The organism is uncultured Roseobacter sp., assembly GCF_947501835.1.
In the GTDB taxonomy this organism is placed as follows: Bacteria; Pseudomonadota; Alphaproteobacteria; order Rhodobacterales; family Rhodobacteraceae; genus Roseobacter.
In genome coordinates this window covers 336,234-355,154 of record NZ_CANMXR010000005.1, presented here as the reverse complement: position 1 = coordinate 355,154, position 18,921 = coordinate 336,234, and the positions used below count along the sequence as shown (strand labels likewise).

Genomic DNA, 18,921 nt, shown 5'->3' with positions numbered 1-18,921 from the left:
CTCATCGAGAGAAAAAGGGGATGGCCAAACAGGGCCGTTACATCGAATTGTTCACACACCAGCGTCGGATCATATCCAACCGGAGGTCGCGCCTAAGCGCGGGGCTGTTAGAGGCTCGCGTCAAGCGCTGCTAGGATCGCATCACCCATTTCCGTTGTGCTGATCGGCGTGCCACCTTCTTCGCCCATCAGGTCAGCCGTGCGCGCGCCATCGGCCAGCACCATTTCGATGGCGGCCTCTAGCCGGGCGGCTTCATCGCCCTGATCGAAAGAGTAACGCAACGCCATGGCAAAGCTGAGGATGCAGGCGATGGGATTGGCCTTGCCCTGTCCCGCAATGTCTGGGGCTGATCCGTGCACGGGCTCGTAAAGTGCCCGGGGCGGACCACCATCCGTTGGTGCGCCAAGGCTGGCCGAGGGCAGCATGCCCAGCGACCCGGTCAGCATCGCGGCGCAGTCCGACAGGATGTCGCCAAAGAGGTTGTCCGTCAGGATCACATCGAATTGTTTGGGCGCGCGGACCAGTTGCATCGCACCATTGTCCGCATACATATGCGACAACTCGATGTCGGGGTAATCGGCGTCGCGCACCTTTTGCACCACTTCGCGCCACAGGATGCCGCTCTCCATCACATTGGCTTTCTCCATCGAACAGACTTTGCCCGACCGGCGGCGTGCGAGTTCAAACGCTGATCGCGCTACGCGGTCGATTTCGCCTTCGGTATAGCGCTGTGTGTTGATGCCAACCCGCTCGTTGCCTTCTTCGAAAATACCGCGGGGCTCGCCAAAATAAACGCCCGAGGTCAATTCGCGCACGATCATGATGTCGAGGCCGGCGACGATGTCCTTTTTCAGCGAGGAAAAATCCGCCAAGGCGTCAAAACACTGTGCCGGGCGCAGGTTGGAAAACAGGTCCATCTCCTTGCGTAGCCGCAACAGACCGCGCTCCGGTTTCACGCTGAAATCAAGGTCGTCGTATTTCGGGCCACCCACGGCGCCCAACAGTACCGCGTCCGCTTCGAGCGCGCGCGCCATGGTGTCGTCGTGCAACGGCGTTCCGTGCGCGTCATAGGCGGCACCGCCCACCAGATCTTCGCCGACATCAAAGGCCAGATTGCGCTTGTCACCGAACCAGCCGATCACGCGTTTCACCTGGGCCATGACCTCAGGGCCAATACCGTCGCCAGCGAGAATAAGAAGGGAAGGGTTGGCCATGATGCGACTCCTGCAACTTTTGTTGCACGCGGCCTACCCCGCGACCCGGTCAGGGTCAAGAAGCCGGTCAGCGGAATGCCCGTTCTTGCGGCCCTTTAGCTGATTTCGCGGGCCTGCATCGGTGTCATGCCGGTCCAGTTGTGAAAGGCGCGGTAAAACGAATTGGGATCTCGATAGGCCAGCAGATAGGAGATCTCCTCGACGCTCACATCCCCCTGTGCCAGCAGGTCCTTTGCCATCGACGCGCGGGTCGCATCCAGCAGGGCGCGAAAGGTCTGCCCTTCCTCGTGCAGGCGCCGCTGCAGGCTGCGGCGGCTAAGATGCAACCGCGCGCAGACGTCATTTGCCGAGGCTTTGCCCGAGGGCAGGATTTCACGCAGCGTCGCTTCCACCCGCTCGGCCATGGTGTCACGCGATGTGCGTTGGGCCAAACGGCGTTGCAGGGTGGGGATGAAATCATCGAGCAAAGCCGCATTGGCGGAGATCAGGGGCAGATCGGCATCTTCTTCGCGCAGGATCAGCTCGGCATATGGGCCCACCTCCGGCATACACTCAAAGTAGGCTTCCAGGGCGTGCCGCAGCGGTGCGATGGACGGACCCTTCACAGAGAGTGGCACGATTTTTACGCCAGTGTGCACCCGTGCGATCTCGACAAAGTAAACCAGGTCGAACAGTTCGAAACTGTCCGGCATCTTGGCCATCTCATCCGAGACGTCGAACCGCAGGGAGAGGCCCTGAGGCACCTTTTTGATCGTCAGTTTGATTGGGGCCACAAGTGGTTTGAACAGGGCCAGCCGCTCCAGCCCTTCGCGGTAGGTCGCACTGCTGGTAAAGGCAATCATCGGCGAATTGCACGGTCGGCTCGCGGCCTTCTGCGCGAAGACTATGGGTGCATTCTCGAAATCGCATTCATCCGACACCGCGCGCCACACTGCAAAATATGTCGGGCCATCGACGCCGCGATCTTCGGTGTCGATAAAATCGGACGGCAAGCCGACCCGCTCCAGCACCCGCTGTTCTGACAGATCCAGCATCGTGCACATCTGCCGGATTTGCTGGGCAACGGGGTAGAGGGCTTTGCGGCTCATAAGGTGTCCATGGGGAAGTTGATCACTCTCATTTGGTTCAGCTACGGGCGATGGGCTACGGCGCGGGTGCGAATTGGCGCATTTTGCTATAGGATTGGCGCGTATTGCAAGTCACGCTGGTTGCCGCCGTCCCTTCGTGCTCCGGCTACCAACTACATTCAATCGATGCTACGCAACGGGCCATGGTGTCCATTAAACAGCGCACCCTCGTGACCGGGATTGGCATTGGGTTCCTGATGCTGATGGTCTTGCCATTTGCGCTCTATGCCGCGCGCTCCGGGGTGGCTGGCCTTTTCACATCTGGCATCGAGGACAGTCGGTTTTTCGTCGCCGGACGGGGGGTCGGCAATCACGCGATCTTTGGGCATATGCTGTTGGGCGGTGTGCTCACGCTCCTGATCCCGCTGCAGCTTTGGGGCGCGTTGCGGCACCGGTTTCCGGCGTTGCACAGGTGGAGCGGGCGGCTGCTAGTATCTTTTGCGGTGATCACCGGATCGGGCGGTCTGCTTTACATCGCGCTGCGCGGCACGATCGGCGGCTTTTGGATGGACGCGGGCTTCACGCTCTATGGCGTTTTGCTGGTATTGAGCGCGGCTCAGGCGATCCGATTTGCGCGCGCGGGTCGATACGGCGCACACCGTCGCTGGGCGTTGCGCTTGTTCGTGCTGGCCATGGGATCATGGCTCTACCGGGTACACTATGGGATTTGGTATGCGCTGACGGGTGGCGTGGCGTCGACCCCGACATTTGAAGGCACTTTTGACCTTGTCCAAAACGTCGCCTTTTACCTGCCCTATCTGCTTTTGCTCGAAGTGTGGTTGCGCAAATCCGCACCTCGTTAGCGGGTGATGTCGACCCAAACGAGCCTGTGGCGGCTGGCGGTGGCCGCGATTTGCCCCATTTCCGTTTCCGGATCCGGCCATAGCACACCGGCATCAACGACACGCCAATCTGACGATGGCAGCACATAATCTACGCGCAGGTTGCCCGGCACCGGGTCGGTCCAATCGACGGTATCGAAGGCGTCATCCGACACTAGAACGCTGCCCATGCTTTCTGGCATCGGATCTTGCAGCCGCGGATCTTCCAGCGTTGCGTTGATCGCCGCCTTGATCCCTTCGCCGCCGCGCCGGTCCTGATTGAAATCACCCAACAGCACAAAACGGTCCGCGGGGGCCGGCCCAAAGGCGCCGTCCAGATAATGGTGCCAGAACATGATTTCGTCGTGGTTGCGCCTGCCGTTGCGGTCTTCCGGCCCATCGAAGACGGGCGGGCTGGCGTGGAAGGTCATCAAGGTCACCCGCCCCAACTCGGGGACATCGACGGGGACAACCCAATGCCCTGTCGTGGACAGGCGTTGCACGGCCTGCGCCGCCTCGGAAGGGAAGGGGCCTGCGTCGGTCTGCGGAAGCAACGCCTCCGGCACATCGCGCCAGAGCATTGCGGAAAAATCCTGCACCGTGGCGTGATCGATAGGATGGCGGGACAGCACCGCCATACCGCCTTGCCCGGAAAACTGGCCATAGCTTTGGCCATCGCGCGGGTCACCAAGGTAGCCGTCACCGTCCATATCGAGCCCGGTCGGCATGCCGGTATTGGGACGGGCTGCAAATTGATAGGGGTATTCGATGCCAGTGGCGGCAAGCGCGTCCACATAAGCCGAGAGTGCCGCCCCGGTCAGATCATAGTCAAAACCCTGCAATGCGATGACATCGGCGTTCGCCTCGGCAATCACGCGCAGGGTCGCGATGATCTGATCGTCTTCACCACGCGCAATGTCCCGGAGCAATAGTCCGGGACCTTTACGCTGCAGTTCCGTGTTGAAAGTCGCGACGCGCAGGGTCTCTGCACTTGCGCCTTGGCTGAGCCCGAGCAGGGTGGCTGCAATCAGGCCGCCTGCAAATCGGCCTCCTCGGATGCGCTTTGATATGCACGCCGCCGCTTTTCTTCGATCATGCTGGCGATCCGGGTCATTGCAATGCCACGCATGATCATGCTGGCAGGAAGGAAGGCCCATGAAGTCATCGTCCAGATAAGGGTTTGCGGGTTCTCCAGTGAGATCGGGTCTATCAGATCAGAGGTCGCCTTGACCACTGCCGGGATGATAAAGGGCAACAGAAATCCCAAGGCGATGTTCACGCGCGCATCGCGCTGCAAACGGTAGAGCACATCGCCGCCTGCGGTCGGGTCAAAAAGCGGCAGGTTCACCCAGACGTTAAACGCGCCATTGCGCATCGGCCATCCCCAGATCCGCACCAAGGACACAAAGACGCACATCGCCATCAGCGAGATCAGGTAGGAAATTCCGGCGGCGGACCGCACGTTGTTGATGGTTTCTACGGTCGAGTCGTAGGGCAACATCAAAACGATGAGCCGCACCGGCGAATAGGGGAAATCAATCGCATTGCCGATGATTGTGCCCAACGAGGTGATCGCGTGGGTAAAGGAGGTTGGCTCTGAATTCCCCTTGGCGATGGTCGTCAGCAGGAAGACGGTCAGGAACAACGCGACAAAACGCAGCCGGTTGAACGGTGCTGCGTCTCTGAATTCTACAATGCTGGGCGCGTTCGAGTTATATTCAACAAAGGTCAGAAAGGCTGCGATCAAAGCCATGAGCACGACAATCTGGGACTGGCTGGTCGCTGAATCTGGTAACAACAGTGCCGGAGTGGCAATTAACAACGCCACCAATAAACCGCGCATTGCTGCGCCTGACATACGTACAAACATTCGTTTTCCCTTCAAACTGGCCAGGAGCGATACGTTGCCGCGTCCTTGTTCCAACTTGATGCCACCGGGGCGGTGGTTGCTGCCTCATTCTTGCCCCATTTGTGACATCATTCGTCTAAGTTTCGCAAGTCTCGTGGTTAACAAGACGCAATCCATTGGGCGTTTTGAGGGAAGAGGTGGTGCCATCTTGCATCAATACTGTGGCAGAAAACTGGCACCACTCAACATGTTGTGGGCGCTTGGGAAACGCCCACAATAAAGGTGTTAACTCTGTGTCATTATCGCTGAATTGGCAACGCGCCGTTTTTCAGATCAAACCCAGGGACGCGCCTGCGACGCTGCCGTCTCAAAGCTGTCAATCGCGGCGGATTTTTCCATGGTCAGGCCAATGTCATCCAAGCCGTTCATCAGGCAGTGCTTTTTGAAAGGGTCCACGTCGAAAGTGAAGACCTCGCCATCCGAGGTGGTGATGGTCTGTGCATCCAGATCGATGCTCATCCGCGCATTCGATCCCTTTTCCGCATCCTTCACCAAGACATCGACCTGTTCCTGTGGCAGCGCGATGGGCAGGATGCCGTTCTTGAAACAGTTGTTAAAGAAGATGTCCGCAAAGGACGGCGCAATCACACAGCGGATGCCAAAGTCCTTGATGGCCCATGGCGCGTGTTCCCGCGATGAGCCACAGCCAAAGTTGTCCCCGGCGACAAGGATCTCCGCATCGCGATAGGCGTCCTGATTCAGCACGAAAGTCGGGATTTCGGCGCCATCGTCGTCATACCGCATCTCGTCAAAGAGATTCACACCCAGTCCGGAGCGTTTGATCGTTTTCAGGAACTGTTTGGGGATGATCATATCGGTGTCGATGTTGATCATCGGCATCGGGGCTGCAATCCCGGTGAGGGTGTCGAATTTGTCCATTTGGTGCCTCCTGACCCTGATCGGGACGTCAGTTTATCTGCTGCGCAGTACGGCCTCGCCGAACCTGCTGAACTCTCGCCTCTGATGCCGTATTTTTCGGTGACATTCAATGTCTGCTGGTCCTTGCACGCAACATAACAAAAGAATGGCGGCACCGGAGTACCGCCATTCTTTGTATTGCATGTTTCACCCGTCGGGTGACCGCTGCCAGACCCGCACCGCGGGCGCAGCGGTTTACCACAAAGCTCAGGCTGCTTTGTTGCTCCGGCGGCGCTTCAGCGCTGCGAACCCAAGCACACCGGTGAGGATCAGAGGCAGGCCTGCTGGTACTGGCACGGTGTTTGGGGGCGGTGCGACTTCGCGGATGATCTTGGCGCGGATTGCACGCTCGAAATCATCAAACCCGGAGGCTGCAACGACAAACGAGCCTGGTCCACCGATAACGTTTGTCTCACCGTAGAGGATCGAGTCGACATTTTCCGAACCGGTATCGCCAAAGAACGGTGGGTCATTCACGAACAGCGCGTTGATGACGTCGGTTTCGCCAGCCAGCGCCGCATCCCGTGCGTTCTGAACCGCGGCACAGTCTGTTTCGTTCTGGCCACATTGAACGTTTTCGTTGCCGTCGCCGGTAACATCGATCACCTGACGTGTGGATTCGAAGTCATTCGCCGCGAAAGAAGCAGCCGCGCCGGTGATGCCTGCGGCAAGACCTGTCGAGCCGCTGCCGAGACGGTTCATGTTCCGAAGCGTTTGCGCATAGGCGTTGGCAGACGCCACCGAGTCAATCAGCGTCCATGCTGTGCCCAGACCCCGATAGAAGCTGTCAAAGAAGCTGACCGCCACGGCAATGCTGCCGGTCGACGAATTCAGGATCTTTTGCTGCACTTCGTTGTCTTCGAATGCGGCAGCATAGCCGTTGCGGATGAGGTTGTAATCAGTGCTGCTCACCGAGCCGGACGTGTCTGTCAGAAGCATCAGCTCCAGACTGACGGGCGCGGATTGGGCACTCCCTGTTGAAAGAACGAAGGCCGCAGAGAGGCCCCCAATGAATGCTTTGATCGTCATAAGATCTGTCCTTACCAAATTTTAACTCATAGAAATGTTATTCAAAATTGAACAACGCCTTAACGATATCTTAAAATTGATCAATTTTCAAACTTTTAGCGATTGTATTATGGTATTTTTTGAGAATAACAGTTCACCTATGCGATAATCTTTTATCGATACTACCCTTAAAGTTGTGGTGGCTGCCCCCAAGTGTCAGGCTGAAAAATACGAAAAAGAGCCTAAAAGGAGAAAAAATGGCCGCGGTTTTCTGCACCGCAGCCATCCATCAGATCTTACATCAGATCGCGCACATCCGTCAGCCGGCCTGTAATGGCCGCAGCTGCCGCCATGGCCGGAGACATCAGGTGCGTTCTACCGCCGCGACCCTGTCGGCCTTCGAAATTGCGGTTGGACGTCGCCGCACAGCGTTCACCCGGCGCGAGTTGATCGGGGTTCATGGCCAGACACATGGAACACCCGGCCAGTCTCCATTCAAAACCGGCTTCCTTGAAGATGTCGGCCAGACCCTCTTCCTCGGCCTGCGCGCGGACGAGGCCAGAGCCCGGCACAACCATAGCCCGCAGCCCGTCTTTCTTCTTTTTGCCCTTCAGAATTTCCGCCGCGGCCCGCAGATCCTCAATCCGACCGTTGGTGCATGATCCGATGAAAACAGTGTCGATTTCGACGTCCGACAAGGGGGTGCCGGGGGTCAGGCCCATATAGTCGAGCGAGCGTTGCGCGGCCCCGACCTTGCCACCTTCAAAATCGTCGGCTGCCGGGATGGCTGCGGTGATCGGCAACACATCTTCAGGCGAAGTGCCCCAGGTCACCACCGGCGCGATGTCTTCGCCTTTCAGCGTAACGACCTTGTCCCAATGCGCGTCCTCGTCGGAAAATAACGTCTTCCACCAGGCCAGAGCCGCTTCCCACTGGGCGCCTTTCGGCGCATGCGGACGTCCCTGACAGTACTCAAATGTCTTCTCGTCCGGTGCGATCAGACCGGCGCGCGCGCCGCCTTCGATCGCCATGTTGCAGACGGTCATGCGGCCTTCCATCGACAGATCCCGAATGGCTTCCCCACAATACTCAATGACATAGCCGGTGCCGCCCGCGGTGCCAGTGGCCCCGATGACGCTGAGGGTGATGTCCTTGGCGGTCACACCGGGGCGCAGCTTGCCGGTGATCTCCACCTTCATGTTCTTGGATTTCTTCTGAATCAGCGTTTGCGTGGCCAGCACGTGCTCGACCTCTGAGGTGCCGATGCCGTGGGCAAGCGCCCCAAAAGCCCCGTGGGTCGCGGTGTGGCTATCGCCGCACACGACTGTCATGCCGGGCAAGGTCCAGCCCTGCTCGGGGCCGACAATGTGCACGATGCCTTGGCGTACGTCCGAGACCGGATAGTAGTGGATGCCGAAATCCTTGGCGTTGGTGTCGAGGGCGGCCACTTGGACGGCCGAATCCTCGGTCATGTTCGACGGGTCTTCGCGGCCCGGCGTGGTGGGCACGTTGTGGTCTGGCACGGCGATGGTTTTCTCCGGCGCGCGCACTTTGCGACCCGTCATGCGCAGACCTTCGAAGGCCTGTGGCGAGGTCACTTCGTGCACGAGGTGACGGTCGATGTAGAGCAGGCAGGTGCCGTCGTCCGCTTCGTGCGCCACATGGGCATCCCAGATTTTGTCATAGAGCGTTTTGGGGGACATGGGTCCTCTCCCGTAAATTGGAATTGATCAGATGGGGTCGGCTGCGCGCTTATAGTCGTGCAAGCACAGCATGCGTTGCCCCGAAGAAGCGTTCGCGCAGGCGTGCGCGGTCGTCCATATCAAAGACACGTACCATGGGCATCAGATACAGTGCTGCAGCACTTGCCGCAAGGGCGGTGGGTTGAAGGGGGTGCCGGTCTGTGCCAATTTCAGGCCAAAGGAGCGCCGATGGAGACCGAACAACAACCTTTTGCGCAGGCATTGATGTCGGTCGACGAAATCTGGTTCCTTTTCATTAGCTTTATCGAGAGCGTCGTAACGCCCGGATGGCGCCAGAATCAGGTGCTGATCGTGCTGGGGCTGGCGGCGCTGTGCTACTGTTTGCACATCGTCTCCGGCAGCATCATCGACAAGCAGGTGCGGGCCCGCGAGGGTTGGTCAAAGTGGCAGCTGCGCATGATCGTGCAGATCAAACGGCGCATGGGATTGATCTGGTTCGCGGTACTTGCGGGTGGGCTCTACATGATCATGCAGCAGGTCACATGGCCGTCGCGGTCCTATTTTATTGGGCTGGCAGCCACGCTGGCGGTGGTCTGGACCGGCATTGCCTATGCCACAAGGCTGGTGCGCAACCGGTTCTTGCGGCGGTTGGTGACATGGGGCCTGTGGATCTACGCCACGCTCTATCTGGTGGGTGTATCGGACGAGGTTTCCGCCTTCCTGGACGGGCTGGCGCTGGAAATTGGCGACTTCCGGATGTCGGTGCTGACCTTGCTGTCCGCCGCGGTGGTGATCGGCGTCTTTTTCACTGTGGCCCGGTTGATCAGCGGTACCACGGCCTCCAGCATCCGCAAGAACGAAGACATCAGCCCCTCGATGCAGGTGCTGGCCGTCAAGGCCGTGCAAATCACGCTTTACGGTTTTGCCTTCTTCATGGGGGTGAAGGCGGTCGGGATCGATCTCACCGGGCTCGCGGTGCTGTCGGGTGCCATTGGTGTCGGCCTTGGTTTTGGTCTGCAAAAGGTGGTGTCCAATCTTGTGTCGGGTGTCATCATCCTGCTCGACAAATCCATCAAGCCCGGCGACGTGATCTCGCTTGGTGAGACCTTTGGGTGGATCAATTCGCTGGGCGCGCGCTATGTCAGCGTGGTTACTCGGGATGGCAAGGAATATCTGATCCCCAATGAGGATCTGATCACGGGGCAGGTGGTCAACTGGTCCCATTCCGACGCCTATGTGCGCCTCGATATCTATTTCGGCACCTCCTACGGTTGCGATCCGCACCAGGTGCGCAAACTGGCCATTCAGGCGGCAACAGATGTGGACCGCGTCTTGTCCCACCCGAAATTGCCGGTGTGCCATATCGTCGGGTTTGGCGACAGCTCGGTGGACTACATCCTGCGGTTCTGGATCAAGGATCCAACCGGCGGGCTGACCAACATTCGCGGTAATGTCTATCTTGCCCTGTGGGACGTGTTTAAAGACAACGATATCTCCATCCCGTTCCCGCAGCGTGAGGTGCGGATGCTCGCAGAGGAGCAGGACATGCTGAGGGACGGGACGGAAGGTTAACCGATCTACAACGCTGTCATTGAATTGTTGCAGCTGCGTTGTTACCCTGTATGTACCCCAGCGCCGGGGGTCCGGCGGCGCGTTCAAAGGAGGACAATGTCCTGTCAATCCATGCTGACGCAGCAGATGCTGCTCAAAACGGGCCTGCAGTAATGGTCACTGCGGCCGACACAGCCACCAGCGAAGCGCTCTTGGCGACCATCCTTTCATCCCTTTCCGACGACAAGGCCGAAGACATCGTGCAGATTGATCTGCGCGGAAAGACCGAGATCGGTGACTACATGGTCATCTGCTCGGGGCGGTCGACGCGTCAGGTCTCTTCCATATCGGAGAAGCTCGCGCAGAAGGTCAAAGACGAATTTGGCCGCACCGCGAAGATGGAAGGCAAGGACACCGGAGACTGGGTGCTGATCGACACAGGTGATGTGATCGTGCATGTTTTCCGTCCGGAAGTGCGCGAATTCTATCAGCTTGAGAAGATGTGGCAGCCCATGGCGGGTACGGAGACGGCAACCAACTGACTTTCGGTCAGGGGTGGCCCGAACATGCGTGTGCATATTGTTGCGGTTGGCCGATTGCGTGCCGGACCGCAGAAAGACCTGATCGACGATTACCTGCAGCGGCTCGACCGCACCGGTCGTGGCCTCAGCCTTGGCCCGGCGCGCGTCGTTGAGGTGGATGATCGCAAGGCCTCGGGTATGGCGGCGGAGGCTGACCTGCTGCGACGTGCCATTCCCGACCATTCCGTGATCGTGGTGTTGGATGAGCGCGGGCGTGTTGAAAGCTCACCGGATTTTGCCAATCGTATTGCCGGGTGGCGCGATGCCGGGCGCAGCGATTTGAGCTTCATCATCGGCGGTGCGGACGGCATTGCGCCAGAGCTGCGCGCGCAGGCTGATTTTTCACTGTCCTTCGGCAAGATGGTCTGGCCGCATATGCTGGTGCGGGTGATGCTGGCGGAGCAGCTTTACCGCGCGGCTTCGATCCTCGCGGGCGCACCCTATCACCGGGTGTGACGGACCTTAGCGCAGTGTCACGATGGTTGCGGTCGGGTTCCAGCCGCCGGGCAGATCGCGTGCCTGTATCTGCACCTGGGTGGTCCCTTCGGGCAGGCGCACGCCCGACAGCGATCTGGTAAAGGGCTGTTCCTGCACATGCGGGTGCGCCAATTCACGAATGGCGATTTGATTGCCCTGCATGTCCAGCACACGCCAGGCATCTGCATAGTGGTCCCAGCCGGTATCGGGATGTGAAATCGTCACCTCAAATCGCCAAGTGTCGCCGGAACGGATTGCCTTGACGTTGTCAATCTGCGGCGGTTCGGCCAGCGCGGGAGCTGCCACCACAAGAAGCGCGAAAATTACATTTTTCATATCATAACAAACCAAACTGTTCTCAGTTCCCTATTTAAGGGGTCAGGAGAATTTTGCGAGAGTAAGATGCAAATTCCCTGCGCCAGATCACGATCACGGTAATGAGGGAGGCGAGGATCAGAGGAATGGGTCCGGCAAGCCAGGCGGCGGAAGCGAGCGCGAAATAGAGCGCTCTGAGGCCGCGGTTGAAGCTTTTCGCCCCGGTGATGTTAATTTGTGCCGCTTTTTCGGCACATTTATAGGCATCGGGATCCTTGGGATCATTGGGGACGGCAGCCATCAGGACGGCGCAATAACCAAACAGACGGTTTGCCCAGACGAATTTGAGGAACGAATTTGTCAGAAACAGCGTCAGGACCATCAGTTTCAGTTCCCATACGATTGTTGGGTGATCGATCAGCGTGATGTCCTCCGCCACACCGGCAAGTCGTTCTGCATTGCCGATCACTGCCAGCGTTCCACCGATGGCGATGACCGAGGTGGAGGCGAAAAAGGCCGTTCCCTGCCGCAGCGTGCCCAGAACCTGCGCGTCAAAGATCCGCGGCTCGCGGGTGACCATCTGGCGCATCCATTCCTGTCGATAGCCTGCCATGATGAGCGACGTGGACAGATGTTTGGCCGAAGGGTGTTCAATCCGAAAGCCAATACCGATCCACAGCAGGAACAACAGAGCCACCGCGGCAAAATCCACAGGCTGAAAGAGGGCGATCCGGTCCATGAGTGTCATGGCAGGACGCATCGCATCTCAGGTAAAGCTTGCCAATGGGTGAAATTGGTAATATTAATTTACCAAATGGAGGAATGACCATGGAAATGCCGATTCCCGATCAGGCCGTTCTTGCACGCAAGGATCGCGTGGTTGCCCGGTTGCAAAGCGTATTACCTACCGATGCGGTTATTCACGAGGTGTCGGAAACGCGAGCCTATGAGTGTGATGCGCTGACCGCGTATAAATGTCCGCCGATGGTGGCGGTGCTGCCTTCGACCACGCAGGAAGTCTCCGATGTTTTGCGGATTTGCAACGAAGAGAGTGTACCGGTTGTGCCACGCGGGTCCGGCACCTCGCTGGCGGGCGGCGCGCTGCCGACAGCCGATTGCGTGATCCTGGGCGTTGCCCGGATGAATGACGTGCTGGAAACCGATTATGACAACCGCATCATCCGCGTCCAGACCGGTCGCACCAATCTCAGCGTCACCGGCGCCGTTGAGGAAAACGGGTTTTTCTATGCGCCCGATCCCTCCAGCCAGCTGGCCTGCGCGATTGCGGGGAATATCGCGATGAATTCCGGTGGCGCGCATTGTTTGAAATACGGCGTCACCACCAACAATCTGCTTGGTGTCACCATGGTGATGATGGATGGCGAGGTCGTCGAGATTGGCGGCGCGCACATGGACAGCGGTGGCCTGGATTTGCTGGGTCTTGTCTGTGGGTCCGAAGGCCAATTGGGTGTGATTACCGAAGCAACCCTGCGCATCCTGGCCAAACCCGAAGGCGCGCGGCCCGTTCTGATGGGGTTTGATGACAGCGAAGTCGCAGGTGCTTGCGTCAGCGACATCATCAAGGCGGGTGTTTTGCCCGTGGCCATAGAGTTCATGGACAGGCTCTGCATCGAGACCTGCGAGAATTTTGCCCATGCGGGTTATCCGATGTGTGAAGCGCTGTTGATTGTTGAAGTGGAAGGGTCGGAGGCTGAAATCGACCATCAACTGTCCCTGATCATGGAGATTGCCCGGCGGCACAATCCCGTCGAGCTGCGGGAAAGCAAATCCGCCGAAGAGAGTGCGCTGATCTGGTTGGGTCGAAAGTCCGCCTTCGGTGCGATTGGGCAGATCAACGATTACATGTGTCTGGACGGGACGATCCCGGTCAGCTCGCTGCCTTTCGTATTGCGCCGCATTGGCGAGATGTCGAAGGAATACGGTCTCCAGGTGGGGAATGTCTTTCATGCGGGCGATGGCAACATGCACCCGTTGATCCTGTTTGATGCAAATAAACCCGGTGATCTGGAGCTTTGCGAGGCCTTTGGTGCGGAAGTGCTGAAGCTCTGCGTCGAGGCAGGGGGCTGTCTGACCGGGGAGCATGGCGTTGGCATCGAAAAGCGCGATCTGATGACCTATCAGTATGCGCCCGAAGATCTCGAAGCGCAGATGGCAGTCAAGGACGTTTTTGATCCGCAATGGTTGCTGAACCCGGCGAAGGTCTTTCCGCTGGCAGTGTCAGAGCCACGCCGGTCCTTGGCCTTGGCCGCGGAATAGGGGCTTTGCCCCCGCGCCCTGAGGGCGCTCCCCCAGGATATTTGGAGCCAGAAGAAGATGATGACACCTGACACGGAAGCGGGTTTGGCTGAGATGATCAAATCCGCAAAGGGACCGCTGGCCATTCAGGGTGGCGGCACGCGGGGCATCAAACCCGAGGGTGACGTGCTTTCGGTTGGTGGGTTGTCTGGCATCACGCTTTATGAGCCTGGTGCGCTGACGATTGTTGCACAAGCTGGCACGCCGCTGTCCGAAATTGACGCAGCGCTGGCTGCCGAAAATCAACGCCTTGCCTTTGAGCCAATGGATCATCGTACCCTTTTGGGCACGGTGGGCGAACCGACCCTTGGTGGCGTGATCGCCGCCAATGTGAGCGGTCCGCGCCGCATTCAGGGCGGTGGCGCGCGGGACTACGCATTGGGCGTGCGGTACGTGGACGGCGCTGGCACCATCGTCAAAAACGGGGGTCGCGTGATGAAGAATGTGACCGGCTATGATCTGGTGAAGCTGATGAGTGGTTCCTTTGGCACGCTTGGCGTGTTGACTGAGGTATCGCTGAAAGTGCTGCCCACGCCGGAGACCCAGGGCAGCTTGATGCTGCGCGGATTGGATGATGTGCAGGCTGTCCGGGCGATGGCTGCGGCCATGGGGTCGCCATTTGAAGTCAGTGGTTCGGCACATTGCGCCAGCATCATGGATGACGGTCCGGTGACGGTGCTGCGGGTGGAAGGGTTTGAAGCCTCCGTGGCCTACCGTCTGGACCGCCTCAAGGAGTTGCTGTCCCCAATCGCAAGCGAAATGATCATTGCCGATGCCGTCATGACAGATTGGGTCTGGAAAAGTGTCCGGGACGCGGAATTGTGGAAGGATGTGCCCGAAGACATCTGGCGTGTGTCGTGCAAACCCTCGGATGCGCCCGCGCTGATGGCGCGTTCCGGCGCGGTTGGCTGGTATTTCGACTGGGCAGGGGGTCTGATCTGGGTGCGGATGCCGGAGGGGGTCGATCTGCGCGCGAAATTGGGGGCCTTTGACGGCCATGCGACAGTGGTGCGCGCCTCCGACCGTACGCGCGGGGCCCTGCCGATATTCCATCCCGAAGCTTCGGGCGTCGCCAGGATCACGGCCGGTCTGCGCGCGAAATTTGACCCAAGGGGCATTCTCAATGCCGGGTTGATGGCCAGTGCTTGAGGCCTTTCGCACCCAGTCCGCAATGACCTGCGCCGGGTGATTTCCATGATCCCGCACCACGCGCACCCCTTCTCCAACCGATAGGCCCGCTTGAAATGCAAACGACCTTTACCCCTGAGCAGCTCAAAGACCCCGGCATCCAGCGCAGCAATGAAATCCTGCGGACCTGTGTGCACTGCGGTTTTTGCACCGCGACCTGTCCGACCTATCAGGTGCTGGGAGATGAACTCGACAGCCCGAGGGGGCGCATCTACCTGATCAAGGACATGCTGGAAAATGACCGTGATCCGGATGCAAAAACCGTCAAACATATTGATCGATGCCTCAGTTGCCTGGCTTGTATGACGACCTGCCCGTCGGGGGTGCACTACATGCATCTGGTGGACCACGCGCGTGACTACATCGAACAGCGCTACAAGCGGCCGTTCAGTGACCGCGCCTTGCGCTGGATATTGGCGCGGATTTTGCCTTACCCTATGCGGTTTCGCCTGGCATTGGTGGGGGCCAAGCTGGGGCGCCCCTTTGCCAAGCTGATGCCGGACGCGCGGTTGCGCGCGATGCTGGAGATGGCCCCAAAGAAAATCCCCCCCGTCAGCCGCAATGATGATCCACAGAGCTTTGCGCCCGAAACGCCTCGCAAGAAGCGGGTGGCGCTGATGACGGGCTGTGCGCAAAAGGCGCTGAATACGGATATCAACGACGCCACAATCCGTCTGTTGACGCGGTTGGGGTGTGAGGTGGTCGTGGCCGAAGGCGCAGGTTGCTGTGGGGCCTTGACCCACCACATGGGCAAAACCACCGAGAGCCACGCGACCGCCGCGAAAAACATCAAGGCCTGGGCGCGCGAAATGGATGGTGATGGTCTTGATGCGATTGTGATCAACACCAGCGGCTGTGGCACCACGGTCAAAGACTACGGGCACATGTTCCGCAACGAAGCGCTGGCTGAGGATGCCGCGCGGGTTTCGGCAATTGCCATGGATGTCTCGGAGCTTTTGGTGCAGCTTGATCTGCCAGAGGGAGAAGACCAGCGTATGGTCGTGGCATACCACGCCGCGTGTTCCCTGCAGCATGGGCAGCAGATCAAGACCTACCCCAAGGATCTTTTGAAACGTGCGGGGTATACCATTGTCGAGCCTGCTGATCCTCACCTGTGCTGCGGCTCGGCTGGAACTTATAATCTGATGCAGCCCGAGATTTCCAAGAAGCTGAAAGACCGCAAGGTGCGCACGTTGGAGGCCAAGAACCCGGATGTGATCGCCGCAGGCAACATCGGCTGCATGATGCAGATCGGATCAGGGACGCATCTGCCGATCGTGCACACCGTCGAACTGCTGGATTGGGCAACAGGTGGGCCGCAACCTCCTGCTTTGATGGACGGGTTCAACCCCCGGTCTGAAATCCCCATGCTTCGTTGACCCGTTATTAACCAAAAAGCCGCCTATTTGGGCTGCACCGCCCTATTTCTGCCGCATCTGATCCGTAGCCTCGTCTGATCAGATGCGAAGGAAGTATTTTGTGAAAAAGTGGTTGGTTTTGTTCTTTTTGGCCGCGGTCTCCACAACAGGTGTGGTCGCTCAGGAAGGCCGCCTGAAGTCGCTTGAAGACGGGAACGACGCGAGCCCCTGGGAGGCGGTTGGCCGTCTGGACATCGGCGGCAAAGGGTTTTGCACGGGCGCCCTGATCAGCCCGGATCTGGTGCTGACGGCGGCGCATTGCCTCTTTGACAAAGCCACCGGTACCCGAATCAATCACGAGACGGTCGAATTCCTGGCGGGCTGGCGCAACGGCCGCGCCTCCGCCTACCGCAACGTGCGCCGCGCGGTGGTACATCCCGATTATACCTATGCCGAAGATGTTTCGTCCGCACGCGTCCGTAACGACATCGCACTGCTTGAATTGGCGCGGCCCATTCGCAATACCACCATCGAACCCTTTGATACCGCGCCGCGCCCCAGAAAAGGGGATCGTGTGGGCGTGGTGAGCTATGCGCACGACCGCTCCGAAGCGCCCTCTCTGCAGGAGCTTTGCACCGTGTTGGCGCGGCAGCAGGGCGTTCTTGTCACGTCCTGTTCCGTGGACTTCGGTTCTTCCGGCGCGCCGATTTTCGTCTTTGCCGAGGGCAAGGCCCAAATCGTCTCCGTGGTGTCTGCCAAGGCCGAAATGAATGGCACTAACGTGTCGCTGGGCACCGCATTAGGCGCGCCTTTGGAATTCCTGCGTGAAGAGCTTGCGGCGGGCAAGGGCACGTTTCAGGCCAGCGCCCCCCTCGCGGCGCGCATCGGTGTCGGTGAAGGGCGCAACACCTCCGGTGCCAAATTCGTCAAGCCGATGAACTGATCTGATATGCGTATCCTGTTTTCCCTGATCACCGCCCTTTTTCTGGCCGCGCCGAGCAGCGTCGCAGCGCAAGCGCGCACGTCTCTCACCGGATTGGGCGGGGCGAACGAAGCATTGGCCTGGCAGGCGGTCGGGCGGCTGGACGCGGATCAAACCGGCTTTTGCACGGCGACCCTGATCGCGCCGGAACTGGTGTTGACCGCGGCGCATTGTGTTTATTCGTCCAAAACCAACCAATTGCTGAAAGCAGAGGACCTCACGTTTCGGGCAGGATTGCGCAAGGGCAAATCCGTGGCTGAACGCAAAGTGGCACAGATCGAGGCGCATCCCGGATACGATCCCAAGCAGGGCGTTACAGCCAAGAACGTGCGATACGATGTTGCGTTGCTGCGCCTTGCCGAACCGATCCCCACACATGTGCTGGACCCCTTCATCGTGCACAACGCGGAACTGTCCAAAGGCCCGGTCAGCGTCGTATCTTATGGCCGTGGCCGCGCAGAGCTACCGTCGCGCCAGAGCGTTTGTCGCATGTATCAGGAATATCGCGGCGTGATCTTCATGGATTGCGACGTGACATTTGGCTCCTCGGGCGCGCCGGTTTTCAGCCACAAAAACGGTCGGGGACAGATCGTTTCGGTCATTTCCAGTATCGGCGTTAGCCAGGGCAAACGCGTGACTTATGGCATGGTTTTGCCACCACTGGTCGCGGATCTCAAACGCCAGATGCGCGCCAATGCAACGCAACCGGTGGCCACAGCGCGCAGGATCAGAATCGGCAATGGCCAAAGCAATCGGGTGAACTCGGGCGGCGCCAAATTCGTCCGTCCCGGAGGGTCTTGAAAGCCCCAAATCCATCCCCACATTAGAGCTGTTCGGGGTGCCTGATGAGGGCCCCGGCATAAACCATTGTCGGTTGCGTCCAAGAGGAGCAGCTGACGCGTAATCGCTCAAATAGAGGATAACACTATGCGTACTTATGATTTTGCACCACTTTACCGCGCCACCGTCGGTTTTGATCAGATCGCCGACCTGATGGACAGAGTGCTGACCACCGAAGGCACGCAGCCTTCCTATCCGCCCTATAACATCGAAAAACTGGACGACGATTCCTATCGTATTTCGATCGCTGTTGCCGGTTTCTCCGATGCTGATCTGTCGGTTGAGGTGCGTGAAAACGCCTTGATCGTCTCGGCAAAGAAAGCGGATGAGGACGCGACACGCAGCTATCTGCACCGTGGCATTGCGACCCGTGCGTTTGAACGCCGGTTCCATCTGGCCGATCACGTGCAGGTTACCGGCGCGGCCCATGTCGACGGCATGCTGAACATCGATCTGGTACGGGAAGTGCCCGAAGCGCTGAAACCACGCCAAATTGCGATTTCATCGGCCAAACGGATCGAAAAAGACGTGGTTGACGCGAAATCCGTCAACTAAAGTGTTTCGGGGAAAACCTGAAATACCGAATATCACTTTTCGCATTTGAGCCGAAGGC

Annotated in this window: 19 protein-coding genes; 10 read left to right on the top strand and 9 right to left on the bottom strand. The window is 58.8% G+C overall.

Going from position 1 to position 18,921, the window contains the following annotated elements:
• Positions 1 to 107: 107 nt before the first annotated feature.
• Both leuB and Q1A20_RS13195 read right to left on the bottom strand, forming a co-directional pair.
• On the bottom strand, positions 108 to 1,214 hold the full coding sequence (gene leuB, locus Q1A20_RS13200) for a 3-isopropylmalate dehydrogenase (protein WP_299917073.1): 1,107 nt from the start codon (positions 1,212 to 1,214) through the stop codon (positions 108 to 110).
• Between the two features lie 95 nt (positions 1,215 to 1,309).
• A complete protein-coding gene (locus Q1A20_RS13195; RefSeq protein WP_299917071.1) occupies positions 1,310 to 2,302 on the bottom strand; it encodes an AraC family transcriptional regulator in 993 nt (330 codons plus the stop codon).
• Between the two features lie 182 nt (positions 2,303 to 2,484).
• On the opposite strand from Q1A20_RS13195, the gene Q1A20_RS13190 reads away from it, so the two are divergent.
• Positions 2,485 to 3,144 (top strand): DUF2306 domain-containing protein, encoded by a 660-nt coding sequence (locus tag Q1A20_RS13190; protein WP_299917069.1) that lies wholly within the window; start codon positions 2,485 to 2,487, stop codon positions 3,142 to 3,144.
• Here the strand turns inward: Q1A20_RS13190 and Q1A20_RS13185 are convergent.
• From Q1A20_RS13185 to leuC, 5 genes are all read right to left on the bottom strand, one after another.
• Positions 3,141 to 4,178, bottom strand: a complete 1,038-nt coding sequence (locus tag Q1A20_RS13185) for an endonuclease/exonuclease/phosphatase family protein (protein ID WP_299408490.1) — start codon at positions 4,176 to 4,178, stop codon at positions 3,141 to 3,143. The genes Q1A20_RS13190 and Q1A20_RS13185 overlap by 4 nt on opposite strands.
• Before the next feature lie 11 nt (positions 4,179 to 4,189).
• The gene (locus Q1A20_RS13180; RefSeq protein ID WP_299408416.1) at positions 4,190 to 5,032 is read right to left on the bottom strand and encodes a hypothetical protein; all 843 of its coding nucleotides are present in this window, start codon (positions 5,030 to 5,032) and stop codon (positions 4,190 to 4,192) included.
• Between the two features lie 312 nt (positions 5,033 to 5,344).
• Entirely contained in the window at positions 5,345 to 5,950 is a 606-nt protein-coding gene (leuD, locus tag Q1A20_RS13175; RefSeq protein WP_299917068.1) for a 3-isopropylmalate dehydratase small subunit, read from the bottom strand.
• Between the two features lie 246 nt (positions 5,951 to 6,196).
• Positions 6,197 to 7,018 carry a DUF1194 domain-containing protein gene (locus Q1A20_RS13170; RefSeq protein ID WP_299917066.1) on the bottom strand — a complete coding sequence of 274 codons (822 nt, stop codon included), beginning with the start codon at positions 7,016 to 7,018 and terminating at the stop codon, positions 6,197 to 6,199.
• Between the two features lie 275 nt (positions 7,019 to 7,293).
• Entirely contained in the window at positions 7,294 to 8,700 is a 1,407-nt protein-coding gene (gene leuC, locus Q1A20_RS13165; RefSeq protein WP_298974429.1) for a 3-isopropylmalate dehydratase large subunit, read from the bottom strand.
• 228 nt (positions 8,701 to 8,928) lie between these two features.
• Here leuC and Q1A20_RS13160 point away from each other — a divergent pair, with 228 nt between their 5' ends.
• The 3 genes from Q1A20_RS13160 to rlmH all read left to right on the top strand — a co-directional run bounded on the left by Q1A20_RS13160 (position 8,929) and on the right by rlmH (position 11,288).
• Positions 8,929 to 10,272: a mechanosensitive ion channel domain-containing protein gene (locus Q1A20_RS13160; RefSeq protein WP_299408408.1), complete on the top strand. Its 1,344-nt coding sequence runs from the start codon at positions 8,929 to 8,931 to the stop codon at positions 10,270 to 10,272.
• Between the two features lie 152 nt (positions 10,273 to 10,424).
• Positions 10,425 to 10,793 (top strand): ribosome silencing factor, encoded by a 369-nt coding sequence (gene rsfS / locus Q1A20_RS13155; RefSeq protein ID WP_298974432.1) that lies wholly within the window; start codon positions 10,425 to 10,427, stop codon positions 10,791 to 10,793.
• 24 nt (positions 10,794 to 10,817) lie between these two features.
• Positions 10,818 to 11,288, top strand: coding sequence for a 23S rRNA (pseudouridine(1915)-N(3))-methyltransferase RlmH (gene rlmH, locus Q1A20_RS13150; RefSeq protein ID WP_299408405.1), 471 nt, complete (start codon positions 10,818 to 10,820; stop codon positions 11,286 to 11,288).
• A gap of 6 nt (positions 11,289 to 11,294) precedes the next feature.
• Here the strand turns inward: rlmH and Q1A20_RS13145 are convergent, their stop codons facing one another.
• Positions 11,295 to 11,645 (bottom strand): hypothetical protein, encoded by a 351-nt coding sequence (locus Q1A20_RS13145; protein ID WP_298974435.1) that lies wholly within the window; start codon positions 11,643 to 11,645, stop codon positions 11,295 to 11,297.
• A gap of 34 nt (positions 11,646 to 11,679) precedes the next feature.
• Complete coding sequence (locus Q1A20_RS13140; RefSeq protein ID WP_298974436.1) at positions 11,680 to 12,372, bottom strand: DUF599 domain-containing protein; 693 nt, start codon at positions 12,370 to 12,372, stop codon at positions 11,680 to 11,682.
• Positions 12,373 to 12,452: 80 nt separating this feature from the next.
• Here Q1A20_RS13140 and Q1A20_RS13135 point away from each other — a divergent pair, with 80 nt between their 5' ends.
• From Q1A20_RS13135 to Q1A20_RS13110, 6 genes are all read left to right on the top strand, one after another.
• Positions 12,453 to 13,901 (top strand): FAD-linked oxidase C-terminal domain-containing protein, encoded by a 1,449-nt coding sequence (locus Q1A20_RS13135; RefSeq protein WP_299917065.1) that lies wholly within the window; start codon positions 12,453 to 12,455, stop codon positions 13,899 to 13,901.
• Between the two features lie 60 nt (positions 13,902 to 13,961).
• Positions 13,962 to 15,089, top strand: coding sequence for an FAD-binding protein (locus Q1A20_RS13130; protein ID WP_299408400.1), 1,128 nt, complete (start codon positions 13,962 to 13,964; stop codon positions 15,087 to 15,089).
• Between the two features lie 95 nt (positions 15,090 to 15,184).
• The gene (gene glcF, locus Q1A20_RS13125; protein ID WP_299408397.1) at positions 15,185 to 16,507 is read left to right on the top strand and encodes a glycolate oxidase subunit GlcF; all 1,323 of its coding nucleotides are present in this window, start codon (positions 15,185 to 15,187) and stop codon (positions 16,505 to 16,507) included.
• Positions 16,508 to 16,607: 100 nt separating this feature from the next.
• Positions 16,608 to 17,429 carry a trypsin-like serine protease gene (locus tag Q1A20_RS13120; RefSeq protein WP_298974439.1) on the top strand — a complete coding sequence of 274 codons (822 nt, stop codon included), beginning with the start codon at positions 16,608 to 16,610 and terminating at the stop codon, positions 17,427 to 17,429.
• A gap of 6 nt (positions 17,430 to 17,435) precedes the next feature.
• Positions 17,436 to 18,269: a trypsin-like serine protease gene (locus Q1A20_RS13115; protein WP_299408394.1), complete on the top strand. Its 834-nt coding sequence runs from the start codon at positions 17,436 to 17,438 to the stop codon at positions 18,267 to 18,269.
• Between the two features lie 126 nt (positions 18,270 to 18,395).
• Positions 18,396 to 18,863: an Hsp20 family protein gene (locus Q1A20_RS13110; protein ID WP_299408392.1), complete on the top strand. Its 468-nt coding sequence runs from the start codon at positions 18,396 to 18,398 to the stop codon at positions 18,861 to 18,863.
• The last annotated feature ends 58 nt before the right edge of the window (positions 18,864 to 18,921 follow it).